Origin of the sequence: Pseudomonas sp. 2hn (genome assembly GCF_019646095.1) — a bacterium.
GTDB classification, from domain to species: domain Bacteria; phylum Pseudomonadota; class Gammaproteobacteria; order Pseudomonadales; family Pseudomonadaceae; genus Aquipseudomonas; species Aquipseudomonas peradeniyensis.
The window spans coordinates 1,671,869-1,685,128 of record NZ_CP081016.1; the positions used below are offsets into that span (position 1 = coordinate 1,671,869).

Annotated in this window: 13 protein-coding genes; all 13 read left to right on the forward strand. The window is 61.6% G+C overall.

Going from position 1 to position 13,260, the window contains the following annotated elements:
- Positions 1–12 precede the first annotated feature (12 nt).
- The 13 genes from K2O50_RS07755 (at position 13) to flhA (ending at position 13,254) form a co-directional block, all read left to right on the forward strand.
- Positions 13–360: an Hpt domain-containing protein gene (locus K2O50_RS07755; RefSeq protein ID WP_050706668.1), complete on the forward strand. Its 348-nt coding sequence runs from the start codon at positions 13–15 to the stop codon at positions 358–360.
- Between the two features lie 67 nt (positions 361–427).
- On the forward strand, positions 428–1,774 hold the full coding sequence (locus tag K2O50_RS07760; protein ID WP_050706667.1) for a flagellar hook-length control protein FliK: 1,347 nt from the start codon (positions 428–430) through the stop codon (positions 1,772–1,774).
- A gap of 146 nt (positions 1,775–1,920) precedes the next feature.
- Positions 1,921–2,418: a flagellar basal body-associated protein FliL gene (gene fliL, locus K2O50_RS07765; protein ID WP_050706666.1), complete on the forward strand. Its 498-nt coding sequence runs from the start codon at positions 1,921–1,923 to the stop codon at positions 2,416–2,418.
- 10 nt (positions 2,419–2,428) lie between these two features.
- A complete protein-coding gene (gene fliM / locus K2O50_RS07770; protein WP_050706665.1) occupies positions 2,429–3,397 on the forward strand; it encodes a flagellar motor switch protein FliM in 969 nt (322 codons plus the stop codon).
- 46 nt (positions 3,398–3,443) lie between these two features.
- A complete protein-coding gene (fliN, locus tag K2O50_RS07775; protein ID WP_050706705.1) occupies positions 3,444–3,908 on the forward strand; it encodes a flagellar motor switch protein FliN in 465 nt (154 codons plus the stop codon).
- Positions 3,909–4,355: a flagellar biosynthetic protein FliO gene (gene fliO, locus K2O50_RS07780; protein ID WP_050706664.1), complete on the forward strand. Its 447-nt coding sequence runs from the start codon at positions 3,909–3,911 to the stop codon at positions 4,353–4,355.
- Positions 4,355–5,110 carry a flagellar type III secretion system pore protein FliP gene (fliP, locus tag K2O50_RS07785; RefSeq protein WP_050706663.1) on the forward strand — a complete coding sequence of 252 codons (756 nt, stop codon included), beginning with the start codon at positions 4,355–4,357 and terminating at the stop codon, positions 5,108–5,110. Before fliO ends, fliP begins: the two co-directional genes overlap by 1 nt.
- Before the next feature lie 21 nt (positions 5,111–5,131).
- The gene (gene fliQ, locus K2O50_RS07790) at positions 5,132–5,401 is read left to right on the forward strand and encodes a flagellar biosynthesis protein FliQ (RefSeq protein WP_050706662.1); all 270 of its coding nucleotides are present in this window, start codon (positions 5,132–5,134) and stop codon (positions 5,399–5,401) included.
- Between the two features lie 7 nt (positions 5,402–5,408).
- A complete protein-coding gene (fliR, locus tag K2O50_RS07795; RefSeq protein WP_050706661.1) occupies positions 5,409–6,185 on the forward strand; it encodes a flagellar biosynthetic protein FliR in 777 nt (258 codons plus the stop codon).
- A 2-nt stretch (positions 6,186–6,187) separates the two neighbouring features.
- A complete protein-coding gene (gene flhB / locus K2O50_RS07800; RefSeq protein ID WP_050706660.1) occupies positions 6,188–7,330 on the forward strand; it encodes a flagellar biosynthesis protein FlhB in 1,143 nt (380 codons plus the stop codon).
- 205 nt (positions 7,331–7,535) lie between these two features.
- Positions 7,536–8,837, forward strand: a complete 1,302-nt coding sequence (locus tag K2O50_RS07805; protein WP_050707627.1) for an IS4 family transposase — start codon at positions 7,536–7,538, stop codon at positions 8,835–8,837.
- 796 nt (positions 8,838–9,633) lie between these two features.
- On the forward strand, positions 9,634–10,935 hold the full coding sequence (locus K2O50_RS07810) for an IS4 family transposase (RefSeq protein WP_050707627.1): 1,302 nt from the start codon (positions 9,634–9,636) through the stop codon (positions 10,933–10,935).
- Between the two features lie 189 nt (positions 10,936–11,124).
- Positions 11,125–13,254 carry a flagellar biosynthesis protein FlhA gene (gene flhA, locus K2O50_RS07815; RefSeq protein ID WP_050706658.1) on the forward strand — a complete coding sequence of 710 codons (2,130 nt, stop codon included), beginning with the start codon at positions 11,125–11,127 and terminating at the stop codon, positions 13,252–13,254.
- The last annotated feature ends 6 nt before the right edge of the window (positions 13,255–13,260 follow it).

Genomic DNA, 13,260 nt, shown 5'->3' on the forward strand with positions numbered 1-13,260 from the left:
AGGAGTGAGCAAGTGGCGGACATGCATATTGATCAGAAGGTGCTGAGTGACTTGCGGGAGGTCATGGAAGATGGCTACCTGCAGTTGCTGGAAACCTTCCTGGAAGACTCCGAGCGGCGCCTGAGCCAGCTGCACGAGGCCAAGGATGCCGACGAGCTGGGCCTTGCCGCACACAGTTTCAAGGGTAGCAGCAGCAATATGGGGGCCGTGGGCCTGGCCGAGCTGTGTCAGCAGCTCGAGGAGCGAGTGCGTCAACAATCCTTGTATGGCATCGAGGACCTGATCAACCGTATCGACCAGGAGTACCTGGAGGTCCAGCGCTTCTACCGTGGCGAGCGTCAGCGAATCGCCGCCGAGTAAAGCTGGCGCGAGTTTTGCTTTTCTTCGCACAGACGCACTTTACCAGTTCTGCCGCGGAGACCTTTCAATGCCTGTCGCACCCAATCCATTGTTGCAAGCCGGCCTCGTCAATACGGCGTCGCGCCCGGCTGCCGGAGTGGCCGACAAGCCGCTGCAAGCCCCGGCCAGCCAGGGCGTTGGCTTCGACCAGGTCATGGCTCGCCAGGGGCGCGACAATGCTCCTTCCCGTGACGTGAAGGTGACCAAGGACGCCACCCCGGCCAAACCCAAGGAGCAGACAGCTCCCGCCAATGGCGGCAAGCCGCAGGATGCCAGCAAGCCAGTCGTTGCCGATGACGGCAAGAACTTGCCTGCGACGGCTGACACCAAGCCGGCCGGCGAAACGGACGAGTCGGCTGAGAGCAGCAATACTCCCTCCCTCGATGCCAATCTGGTGGCAGGGCAGATCACCGATGCCCAGGCCGGCGCGCAGCTGATCCAGGCCCAGGCCGAAGCGGTCGCGCCGGTTTTGCAGGCGGCGGTGCAGACGCCGCAACCCGCCGTGCCGGCTCCGCCGGTCGGTGAGGAGGTCCTCAAGGACGCAAACTTCGATCCGGACGCCGACCCACTGGCCGATATGCCGACCTTGCGTCTGGCGTTGGAGCACGAGGCCCAGGCCAAGGGTACGACTTCGGCGCATGCCGCCAGCGCGCGCCCGGAAAATGGCCAGGCGCCGGCCGACCCGGCCGCGACTGCCGTCAATACCTTGGCGAATGTGACAGAGAAGGCCGAGTCCGAGGCCGGGCACTCCGAGCGTGGCGACAAGGCGTTCGCCGGGCTGATCGACGATGGCCTCAAGGACATCAAGGAGGCCAGCAGCGACACGCGTGTGGATGACTTCGCCAATCGCCTGGCAAACCTGACGCAAGCGGCGACGCCCAAGACCGCCAACGCCGTGCCGGTAGCGCCGAACCCGCTGCAGCAGCCGCTGGCGATGAATCAGGGGGCCTGGACCGAAGGCCTGGTGAATCGGGTCATGTACCTGTCCAGCCAGAACCTTAAGTCGGCGGATATCCAGCTTGAACCTGCCGAGCTGGGTCGCCTGGACATTCGTGTCAATGTCGCGGCGGATCAATCCACCCAGATTCACTTTGTCAGCGGTCACGCCGGGGTGCGCGATGCTCTCGACAGCCAGGCCTTCCGTTTGCGCGAGTTGTTCGCCCAGCAAGGCCTGGCGCAGCCGGACGTCAGCGTGGCCGATCAGTCCCGTGAGCAGCAGCAACAGCAGCAGGCTCAGCAGGGTGGGTCGAACCTGTCCGGCGTCGCGGCGCGGCGCGCCGAGGCGGCCGGGGAGGGCGGCGAACTGGCCGATGCCGCGCATCCCGTCGAGCAGCAAACGGTGATCGGCAGCAGCATGGTCGACTACTACGCCTGATCTTCTCCCGGCCCTGGCCATGCCCCGTCGGGCGGGTACTTTCCCGCGACGGGGTGGGTGCTTTCCGACACGAGCGGATTTGGCATAACACTTGCTCAAGCCACGTCATCCTTCCTTGAAACCCCGATGGACGACGGATTATTGGCATGGCGAAGAGTGACGCAGTGAAAGACCCCGCCACTAAAGGCAAACTCAAGTTGATCCTGCTGCTGGTGCTGGCCCTGCTCCTGGCGGTCGGCCTGTCGGTAGGCGCTACCTGGTTCTTCATGCACAAGAGCGAGTCGGCGCCAGCGCCCGACGCCGCGCAGAGCAATGTCAAGCTGCCGGCGATCTACGAACCGCTGGCACCGGCCTTCGTGGTCAACTTCAACCAGAACGGCCGCCAGCGCTATATGCAGGTGAGCATCACCATGCAGGGGCGCAGCCAGGCCGACCTCGAAGCGCTCAAGGTGCACATGCCGGTGATCCGCAACAACCTGGTGATGATGTTCTCCGGCCAGGGCTTCGACACCCTTGCCGCCAGCCCCGTCGGGCAGGAGATGCTGCGCCAGAAGGCCACCGCGGTGGTGCAGGAAGTGGCGCAGAAGGAAGTCGGCAGGCCGGTCGTCGACCAGCTGCTGTTCACCAATTTCGTATTGCAGTAGGAGCACATAGATGGCCGTGCAGGACCTGCTGTCCCAGGATGAGATCGACGCCCTGCTGCATGGGGTGGACGATGGGCTGGTACAAACCGAGAGCGCTGGCGAGCCCGGCAGCATCAAGAGCTACGACCTGACCAGTCAGGACCGTATCGTGCGGGGTCGCATGCCGACCCTGGAAATGATCAACGAGCGTTTCGCCCGTTATACCCGCATCAGCATGTTCAACCTGCTGCGTCGCTCCGCCGACGTGGCGGTGGGCGGCGTGCAGGTGATGAAGTTCGGCGAGTACGTGCACTCGCTGTACGTACCCACCAGCCTCAACCTGGTCAAGATCAAGCCGTTGCGCGGCACCGCGCTGTTCATCCTCGACGCCAAGCTGGTGTTCAAGCTGGTGGACAACTTCTTCGGTGGCGACGGCCGTCACGCCAAGATCGAGGGTCGCGAGTTCACCCCGACCGAGCTGCGCGTGGTGCGCATGGTCCTGGACCAGTGCTTCGTCGACCTCAAGGAAGCCTGGCAGGCGATCATGCCGGTCAACTTCGAGTACATCAACTCCGAGGTCAACCCCGCCATGGCCAACATCGTCGGCCCCAGCGAGGCGGTGGTGGTCTCGACCTTCCACATCGAACTCGACGGCGGTGGCGGCGACCTGCACGTGACCATGCCGTATTCGATGATCGAGCCGGTGCGCGAAATGCTCGACGCCGGCTTCCAGTCCGATCTGGACGACCAGGACGAGCGCTGGGTCAAGGCCCTGCGCGAAGACGTGCTGGACGTCAACGTGCCGGTGTCGGCCACGGTCGCCCGTCGCCAGCTGAAGCTGCGTGACATCCTGCACATGCAGCCGGGCGACGTGATTCCGGTGGAACTGCCGGAGCACCTGGTGCTGCGCGCCAACGGCGTGCCGTCGTTCAAGGCGCGGCTGGGTTCGCACAAGGGCACCCTGTCGCTGCAGATCATCGACCCGATCGAACGCCGCTGACGGCGTGCCGGTCGCTCCAACGTATTGAATGCCTGTCGAGGAAATCATGGCTAACGAAAACGAGATCAATTCTCCCGAGGAACAGGCCCTGGCCGATGAGTGGGCTGCCGCCCTGGAAGAGACCGGTGATGCCGGTCAGTCCGACATCGACGCGCTGCTGGCCGCCGACGCCGCTTCGGCCGGCGCCGGCCGCCTGCCAATGGAAGAGTTCGCCAGCTCGCCCAAGCCCAACGAGCATGTCAGCCTCGAAGGCCCCAACCTGGACGTGATCCTGGATATCCCGGTGAGCATTTCCATGGAAGTGGGCAGCACCGAGATCAGCATCCGCAACCTGCTGCAGCTCAACCAGGGTTCGGTGATCGAACTCGACCGCCTGGCCGGCGAGCCGCTGGACGTGCTGGTCAACGGCACGCTGATCGCCCATGGCGAGGTGGTGGTGGTCAACGAGAAGTTCGGCATCCGCCTGACCGACGTGATCAGCCCCAGCGAACGTATCAAGAAGCTGCGCTGAGTGAAGGGCATGGTTCGGGGCATCACGGCTGTCGGGGCGTTGCTGGTCAGCGAGGCGGTGATCGCCGCCGCCGAGCCTGCTGCCGCATCGACGGCGGCGCCTGGTGGATTGGGTGCGCAGCTGGCGCAAACGGTGATCGGCCTGCTGTTGGTGGTAGGGCTGATCTTCTTCCTGGCCTGGCTGCTGCGGCGCATGCAGGGCAGCGCGCAGCAGGGCGCCCAGGTGATCGAGGTCATCGGCACCCGGGCCATCGGTCCGCGTGATCGGCTGCTGCTGGTGCAGGTCGGCAAGGAGCAGATCCTGATCGGCCATACCCCCGGCAGCATCGAGGCCCTGCACGTGCTGGCCGAACCCGTGGATGTGCCGGCCTCGGCGCGCCAGGCTACGCCGGAATTCGCCCAGCGGCTGCTCGAGCTGATGGGCAAGGACCAGAAGGACAAGAAGTGATGAGCGGCGCAGTGCGCTTTCTGTTGACCCTGGCGCTGCTGCTGGCCGCGCCGCTGGCCCTGGCCGCCGATCCGTTGTCGATTCCGGCCATCACCCTGTCCAGTGGGGCGGACGGGCAGCAGGAGTATTCGGTCAGCCTGCAGATCCTGCTGATCATGACGGCGCTGAGCTTCATTCCGGCGTTCGTCATCCTGATGACCAGCTTCACCCGCATCATCATCGTCTTCTCGATCCTGCGTCAGGCCCTGGGCCTGCAACAGACCCCGTCGAACCAGTTGCTTACCGGCATGGCGCTGTTCCTGACCATGTTCATCATGGCGCCGGTGTTCGATCGGGTGAACAAGGACGCCTTGCAGCCCTACCTGGCCGAGCAGATGACCGCCCAGCAGGCGATCGACACGGCCCAGGTACCCTTGAAGGACTTCATGCTGGCACAGACCCGGCAGAGCGATCTCGACCTGTTCATGCGCCTGTCCAAGCGCACCGACATCGCCGGGCCCGACCAGGTGCCGCTGACGATCCTGGTGCCGGCGTTCGTCACCTCCGAGCTCAAGACCGCATTCCAGATCGGCTTCATGATCTTCATCCCGTTCCTGATCATCGACATGGTGGTCGCCAGCGTGCTGATGGCCATGGGTATGATGATGCTGTCGCCATTGATCATCTCGCTGCCGTTCAAGATCATGCTGTTCGTCCTGGTCGATGGCTGGGCGCTGATCATGGGCACCCTGGCCGGAAGTTTCGGCGGTGTCTGACGCCGTCAAGGAGAGCCTCGCATGACACCCGAAGTCGCCATCGACCTGTTCCGCGAAGCGTTGTGGATGACCACCATGATGGTCGCCATCCTGGTGGTACCGAGCCTGTTGGTCGGCCTGGTGGTGGCCATGTTCCAGGCGGCGACGCAGATCAACGAACAGACCCTGAGCTTTCTTCCGCGCCTGCTGGTGATGCTGGTCACGTTGATCGTCGTCGGTCCGTGGCTGACGCAGAAGTTCATGGAGTATTTCATCGGCCTCTACACCAGCATTCCGCAGCTGGTCGGTTGACGCCACGATGCTGGAATTGACCGACACGCAGATCGGCACCTGGGTCGCCACCTTCATCCTGCCGCTGTTCCGGGTGACCGCCTTGCTGATGACCATGCCGATCATCGGCACCAAGATGCTGTCGGCCCGGATACGCCTGTACGTCGCCGTTGCCATTACTGTGGTGATCGTGCCGGCCCTGCCGCCGTTGCCCGAAATCGATCCGTTGAGCCTGCGCGGCGTGCTGTTGTGTGGCGAGCAGGTGATTGTCGGGGCGCTGTTCGGATTCTCTTTGCAGTTGCTGTTCCAGGCTTTCGTGGTCGCGGGGCAGATCGTCGCGGTGCAGATGGGCATGGCCTTCGCCTCCATGGTCGATCCGGCCAACGGCGTCAACGTCGCTGTGATCGGTCAGTTCATGACCATGCTGGTGAGCATGTTGTTCCTGCTGATGAATGGCCACCTGGTCGCGTTCGAGATCCTTACCGAGAGTTTCACCACGTTGCCGGTGGGGCACGCGCTGGTGGTCGATCATTTCTGGGAAATGGCCGGGCGCATGAGCTGGGTGCTGGGGGCCGGGTTGCTGCTGATCCTGCCGGCAATCGCCTCGCTGCTGGTGGTCAACATTGCGTTTGGCGTGATGACCCGCGCGGCCCCGCAATTGAACATCTTCTCCATTGGCTTCCCGCTTACGCTGGTGCTGGGCATGGTGATCTTCTGGATCGGCCTGGCCGATATCCTTTCACACTACCAGGCACTGGCCAGCGAAGCGCTGCAGTGGCTGCGTGAGCTGGCACGGGCGCGCTGAACATGGCGGAAAGCGAAAGCGGTCAGGACAAGACAGAGGAACCCACCGACAAGCGCAAGCGCGACGCGCGGGAAAAAGGTGAGGTCGCCCGCTCCAAGGAATTGAACACGGTGGCGGTGACCCTGGCTGGCGCTGGGGGACTGCTGGCCTTTGGTGGGCACCTGGCCGAAGAATTGATGGCGCTGATGCGCATGAACTTCAGCCTTACCCGCGAGGTGGTGGTGGACGAGGGGAGCATGGCGGCGTTCCTGCTGGCCTCGGGCAAGATGGCCATCTGGGCGGTGCAGCCGGTGTTGATCCTGCTGTTCGTGATCGCGTTCGTCGGCCCGATCGCGTTGGGTGGTTTCCTTTTTTCCGGAAGCTTGCTGCAGCCCAAGTTCAGTCGCATGAACCCTTTGTCGGGGATCAAGCGCATGTTTTCGATGAACGCGCTGACCGAACTGCTCAAGGCGCTGGCCAAGTTCTTCGTGATCCTGATCGTGGCGCTGGTGGTGTTGGCCGGGGATCGCCAGGCGCTGCTGGCGATTGCCAACGAACCGCTCGAGCAGGCGATCATCCATTCGGTGCAGGTGGTGGGCTGGAGTGCGTTGTGGATGGCGGCTGGGTTGCTGCTGATTGCTGCGGCCGATGTGCCGTTCCAGCTGTGGCAGACCCACAAGAAAATGAAGATGACCAAGCAGGAAGTGAAGGACGAGTACAAGGACAGTGAGGGCAAGCCTGAGGTCAAGCAGCGTATTCGCCAGCTGCAGCGCGAGGCGTCGCAACGGCGGATGATGGCGGCGGTGCCGGATGCGGATGTGATCATTACCAACCCGACTCACTATGCCGTGGCCTTGCAGTATGACCCCGAGAAGGGGGGCTCGGCGCCGCTGCTGGTGGCCAAGGGGACCGATTTTGTCGCCTTGAAGATGCGGGAGATCGGGGTCGAGCATAACGTGCAGATACTTGAGTCGCCGGCCCTGGCGCGGGCTATCTATTACTCTACCGAGATGGAGCAGGAAATTCCGGCGGGGTTGTACCTGGCGGTGGCGCAGGTGTTGGCCTATGTGTTCCAGATTCGGCAGTATCGGGCGGGCAAGGGGAAGGCGCCGGAGCCTTTGAAAGAGGACTTGCCGATTCCTGATGATTTGCGGCGGGATAGTTGAGTTTGGTTGTTTGGTTGTTTGGTTGTGGCTGTATTGAAAGTTGTATGCGCATTCATTTGTGATGTTGACGCTTATTCACCTTTCCGCCCTTACGGCCATCCCTTTCAAGGTCTTCGGTAGAATCCACTGAAATCCAGTCAGGAAGACCCGAACGATGTGGGCTGATGTACTAGCGCGATTCGAGAAAAAAGCACCCGCCAGCGTAATGGCCAAACTTGCCTTGGAGCAGGCCATTGCGCCGGAGTGGGTCGATCAGGTTTTCGAGGAGCACCGGCAACGGCAGTATTCTCGCGAATTGCTGTTCTCGACCATCGTCAAGCTGATGTCGCTTGTTTCTCTGGGCTTGAAGCCATCCTTACATGCTGCCGCGAGACAACTAGACGACCTTCCCGTCAGTCTGGCGGCCCTTTACGACAAGATCAGTCGAACCGAACCTGCCCTGTTGCGTGCTCTGGTGACAGGCTGTGCGCAGCGCTTGGCGCCGACAATCCATGAGTTGGGCTATTCAGCCATGCTTCCTGATTGGCAAGTTCGGATAGTCGATGGAAGCCACCTGGCCTCCACCGAAAAGCGTCTTGGTGCGTTGCGCCAAGAGCGTGGGGCGGCTCGCCCCGGGTTCTCGGTAGTGGTCTACGATCCCGATCTGGATCAGGTGATCGACCTCCAACCGTGTGAAGACGCCTACGCAAGTGAGCGCGTCTGTGTCTTGCCGTTACTGGCTCAAGCAAAGGCCAATCAGGTCTGGGTCGCTGATCGCCTCTACTGCACGCTGCCTGTCATGGAGGCGTGCGAACAGGTGAGCACATCATTTGTCATTCGCCAGCAAGCCAAACATCCCCGCTTGATCCAAGAAGGTGAGTGGCAAGCACCGATGCCGGTAGCAACAGGCACAGTGCGCGAGCAATCCATCGAAGTAAAAGGCGGGCACTGCTGGCGACGTGTCGAGTTGACACTTCATTCGCCAAACGACTCAGGTGATAACAGCTTGATGTTCTGGAGCAATCTGCCCGAGAGCATCAGTGCACAACAAATCGCAGACTTCTATCGCCGTCGCTGGAGCATCGAAGGGATGTTTCAGCGACTGGAAGCGATTCTGGAAAGTGAAATTGAAACCCTTGGCAGCCCGCGAGCTGCCTTGCTTGGCTTCACCACTGCCGTTCTGGCATACAACGTTCTGGCCTTGCTCAAACGTAGTGTTGAGCAGGCCCATCGGGATGCCTTGCCCGATAATTGGGAAGCCTCGATCTATCACTTGGCGGTGCAGATCAGAGGGGGTTACGAAGGCATGCAGATTGCCCTGCCATCCGAGTACATGCCAGTTGTACCGATAGACAAACTGGCCCAGCGCCTGCTGGAGCTAGCCAGAAACATCCAGCCCAAACAGGTCGTGAAAAGTCCACGAGGCCCCAAGGTGCCCAAAGCGAAGGCCTGGGTGCAAGGTACGGCTGTGCATGCCCACGTTTCGACGGATCGGGTCATCAAGGCCGCTAAAACCAAAAGACCTTGAAAGGGATGGCCCTTACGGCGGGTTACTTTGGTCGTGGCCAAAGTAACCAAAGCCGTGGCGCTCCATTCATCCGGCCCTACGCTTCGCTCCGGGTTCCCTCACTCCGGCCTTGCTCCCGGGAGGACCGCGCTGCAGGGCCCATCCTGGGCCCCAGCGCTTGACGGGCATCCATGCCCGTCACCTCCCTCCGCAAGACCTCCGTTCGGCCTCCTGAAGTCGCGAAGTTACGAGCGGCGCCTGGACTGGCGCAGCTGTCGCTAGTTGGAGCTTAATTAATCTCTCGATCGCATCGTGGGGCAAGCCCGCTCCCACGCAATAGTCGCCGTTATATAGATCCCTGTAGGAGCGGGCTTGCCCCGCGAAAGGGTCGGAACAGCCAATACATAATTAACTGTAAAAAACTAACTTCAAACTTTTGCTTTTGCTTTTGCTCTTGCTTCTAAGTGCGCAATAGTCCAGGCGCCGCCAATTGCGACTTCAGGAGGCCGAGCGGAGTTCTTGCGTAGTGGGGCGACGGCCATGGATGGCCGTCGAGCGCTGCGGCCCAGGATGGGCCGTACAGCGCGGTACCCACGGGAGCAAGAACGGAGCGAGGGAACCCCGGAGCGAAGCGTAGGGGCCGGATGAATGGAGCCAGCGGTTTTTGCCTACTTTTGCCCAAGAGCAAAAGTAGGTCGCCGTAAAGGCCATCCCTTTCAAGGTCTTCGGTAGAATCCACTGAAATCCAGTCAGGAAGACCCGAACGATGTGGGCTGATGTACTAGCGCGATTCGAGAAAAAAGCACCCGCCAGCGTAATGGCCAAACTTGCCTTGGAGCAGGCCATTGCGCCGGAGTGGGTCGATCAGGTTTTCGAGGAGCACCGGCAACGGCAGTATTCTCGCGAATTGCTGTTCTCGACCATCGTCAAGCTGATGTCGCTTGTTTCTCTGGGCTTGAAGCCATCCTTACATGCTGCCGCGAGACAACTAGACGACCTTCCCGTCAGTCTGGCGGCCCTTTACGACAAGATCAGTCGAACCGAACCTGCCCTGTTGCGTGCTCTGGTGACAGGCTGTGCGCAGCGCTTGGCGCCGACAATCCATGAGTTGGGCTATTCAGCCATGCTTCCTGATTGGCAAGTTCGGATAGTCGATGGAAGCCACCTGGCCTCCACCGAAAAGCGTCTTGGTGCGTTGCGCCAAGAGCGTGGGGCGGCTCGCCCCGGGTTCTCGGTAGTGGTCTACGATCCCGATCTGGATCAGGTGATCGACCTCCAACCGTGTGAAGACGCCTACGCAAGTGAGCGCGTCTGTGTCTTGCCGTTACTGGCTCAAGCAAAGGCCAATCAGGTCTGGGTCGCTGATCGCCTCTACTGCACGCTGCCTGTCATGGAGGCGTGCGAACAGGTGAGCACATCATTTGTCATTCGCCAGCAAGCCAAACATCCCCGCTTGATCCAAGAAGGTGAGTGGCAAGCACCGATGCCGGTAGCAACAGGCACAGTGCGCGAGCAATCCATCGAAGTAAAAGGCGGGCACTGCTGGCGACGTGTCGAGTTGACACTTCATTCGCCAAACGACTCAGGTGATAACAGCTTGATGTTCTGGAGCAATCTGCCCGAGAGCATCAGTGCACAACAAATCGCAGACTTCTATCGCCGTCGCTGGAGCATCGAAGGGATGTTTCAGCGACTGGAAGCGATTCTGGAAAGTGAAATTGAAACCCTTGGCAGCCCGCGAGCTGCCTTGCTTGGCTTCACCACTGCCGTTCTGGCATACAACGTTCTGGCCTTGCTCAAACGTAGTGTTGAGCAGGCCCATCGGGATGCCTTGCCCGATAATTGGGAAGCCTCGATCTATCACTTGGCGGTGCAGATCAGAGGGGGTTACGAAGGCATGCAGATTGCCCTGCCATCCGAGTACATGCCAGTTGTACCGATAGACAAACTGGCCCAGCGCCTGCTGGAGCTAGCCAGAAACATCCAGCCCAAACAGGTCGTGAAAAGTCCACGAGGCCCCAAGGTGCCCAAAGCGAAGGCCTGGGTGCAAGGTACGGCTGTGCATGCCCACGTTTCGACGGATCGGGTCATCAAGGCCGCTAAAACCAAAAGACCTTGAAAGGGATGGCCGTAAAGGCGAAAAGGTGCCTATGCGTCACCATCGCCAATGAATGCGCATAAAAATATCAAAACAGTAATCCCCCGAAGCCCCCGAAAACCCCCACCCCCAGAAAAGTTGGAAAGCTTCTTGCAAAGGCAGCGCCAGCCGCCACACAGGCGTCAAAGTTTTGCTTGAAGAGGAATCGCGGTGGATCGCACTCAGTTAATCAGCAACGCCCGCAACAACCTGGCCGGTCTCGGCCGGGGCAACCTCGGCGTGCCGCTGCTCCTGCTGGTGATGCTGGCAATGATGATGTTGCCGATCCCGCCGTTCCTGCTCGACGTGTTCTTCACCTTCAACATCGCCCTGTCGATCGTGGTCCTGCTGGTCTGCGTCTACGCCCTGCGCCCGTTGGACTTCGCCGCGTTCCCCACCATCCTGCTGGTGGCAACGCTGCTGCGCCTGGCGCTGAACGTCGCCTCCACCCGCGTGGTCATGCTCCACGGCCAGGAAGGCCACGGCGCCGCGGGCAAGGTGATCCAGGCCTTCGGTGAAGTGGTGATCGGCGGCAACTACGTTGTCGGTGCGGTGGTGTTCGCCATCCTCATGATCATCAACTTCGTCGTGGTGACCAAGGGCGCCGGGCGTATCTCCGAGGTGAGCGCGCGCTTCACCCTCGACGCCATGCCCGGCAAGCAGATGGCCATCGACGCCGACCTCAATGCCGGCCTGATCGACCAGGCCCAGGCCAAGTCGCGCCGCGCCGAGGTCGCCCAGGAGGCCGAGTTCTACGGCTCCATGGACGGTGCCAGCAAGTTCGTCCGCGGTGACGCCATCGCCGGCCTGCTGATCCTGTTCATCAACCTCATCGGCGGCATGCTGATCGGCATGCTGCAGCACGGCATGACCTTCGGCGATGCCGGCAAGGTCTACGCCCTGCTGACCATCGGTGACGGATTGGTGGCGCAATTGCCATCGCTGCTGCTGTCCACCGCCGCCGCGATCATGGTTACCCGTGCCTCGGGGTCCGAGGACATGGGCAAGCTGATCAACCGGCAGATGTTCGACTCGCCCAAGGCCCTGGCGGTCTCCGGTGCGTTGATGATCGTCATGGGCCTGGTGCCCGGCATGCCGCACATCGCCTTCCTCGGCCTGGGCGGGTTGGCTTGCGGTGGCGCCTACCTGGTGTGGAAGAAGCAGCAGAAGGCCAAGCTCGTGGCTGAGCAGGAGGCCCAGCGCCAGCAGGACCTGCTGCCGTCGCCGCAGCGCGCCATGGACACCAAGGAGCTGGGCTGGGACGACGTTACGCCCATCGACATGATCGGCCTTGAGGTCGGCTATCGCCTGATTCCGCTGGTGGATCGCAACCAGGGTGGCCAGTTGCTGGCGCGGATCAAGGGCGTGCGCAAGAAGCTCTCCCAGGACCTGGGCTTCCTCATGCCGACCGTGCACATCCGCGACAACCTCGACCTGCAGCCCAGTGCCTACCGCCTGACGCTGATGGGGGTGATCCTGGCCGAGGCCGAGATCTACCCGGATCGGGAGCTGGCGATCAACCCGGGCCAGGTGTTCGGCTCGGTCAATGGCATCGCCTCGCGCGATCCTGCCTTCGGCCTGGAAGCCGTGTGGATCGATGTCGGCCAGCGCGCCCAGGCGCAATCGCTGGGCTACACGGTGGTTGACGCCAGCACCGTGGTCGCCACCCACCTCAACCAGATCCTGCAGAAGCACTGCCACGAGCTGATCGGGCACGAGGAGGTGGTGCAACTGCTGCAGGTGCTGGCCAAGGTCTCGCCGAAGCTGGCCGAGGAGGTGGTGCCGGGTGTCATTTCCTTGTCGGGCCTGCTCAAGGTCCTGCAGGCGCTGCTCGCCGAGCAGGTCCCGGTGCGTGACATCCGCAGCATTGCCGAAGCCATCGCCAACAACCCGGCGAAGAGTCAAGATACCGCCGCGCTGGTGGCGCTGGTGCGGGTCGGATTGTCCCGCGCTATCGTGCAAAGCATTGTCGGCGTTGAGTCCGAGCTGCCTGTGATTACCTTGGAACCAAGGTTGGAACAGATCTTGCTCAATAGTTTGCAAAGGGCCGGGCAGGGTCAGGAAGATGGTGTTCTTCTTGAGCCGAGCATGGCCGAGAAGCTTCAGCGCTCGCTGATCGAGGCGGCCCAGCGTCAGGAAATGCAGGGCCAGCCGGCCATCCTCCTGGTCGCCGGCCCGATCCGCGCCATGCTGTCGCGCTTCGGTCGCCTGGCTGTACCGAATTTGCATGTTTTGGCGTATCAGGAAATACCTGACAACAAGCAAGTCACCATTGTTGCCACCGTGGGCCCCAACGGCTGAGGTAGT

What these genes read in the sequence shown, in the direction of transcription:
- flhB (WP_050706660.1), top strand. Translation starts at nt 6,188, where the DNA reads ATGGCGGAAAGCGAAAGCGGTCAGGACAAGACAGAGGAACCCACCGAC.
- fliR (WP_050706661.1), top strand. Translation starts at nt 5,409, where the DNA reads ATGCTGGAATTGACCGACACGCAGATCGGCACCTGGGTCGCCACCTTC.
- K2O50_RS07760 (WP_050706667.1), top strand. Translation starts at nt 428, where the DNA reads ATGCCTGTCGCACCCAATCCATTGTTGCAAGCCGGCCTCGTCAATACG.
- fliL (WP_050706666.1), top strand. Translation starts at nt 1,921, where the DNA reads ATGGCGAAGAGTGACGCAGTGAAAGACCCCGCCACTAAAGGCAAACTC.
- fliM (WP_050706665.1), top strand. Translation starts at nt 2,429, where the DNA reads ATGGCCGTGCAGGACCTGCTGTCCCAGGATGAGATCGACGCCCTGCTG.
- fliP (WP_050706663.1), top strand. Translation starts at nt 4,355, where the DNA reads ATGAGCGGCGCAGTGCGCTTTCTGTTGACCCTGGCGCTGCTGCTGGCC.
- K2O50_RS07810 (WP_050707627.1), top strand. Translation starts at nt 9,634, where the DNA reads ATGGCCAAACTTGCCTTGGAGCAGGCCATTGCGCCGGAGTGGGTCGAT.
- K2O50_RS07805 (WP_050707627.1), top strand. Translation starts at nt 7,536, where the DNA reads ATGGCCAAACTTGCCTTGGAGCAGGCCATTGCGCCGGAGTGGGTCGAT.
- fliQ (WP_050706662.1), top strand. Translation starts at nt 5,132, where the DNA reads ATGACACCCGAAGTCGCCATCGACCTGTTCCGCGAAGCGTTGTGGATG.
- fliN (WP_050706705.1), top strand. Translation starts at nt 3,444, where the DNA reads ATGGCTAACGAAAACGAGATCAATTCTCCCGAGGAACAGGCCCTGGCC.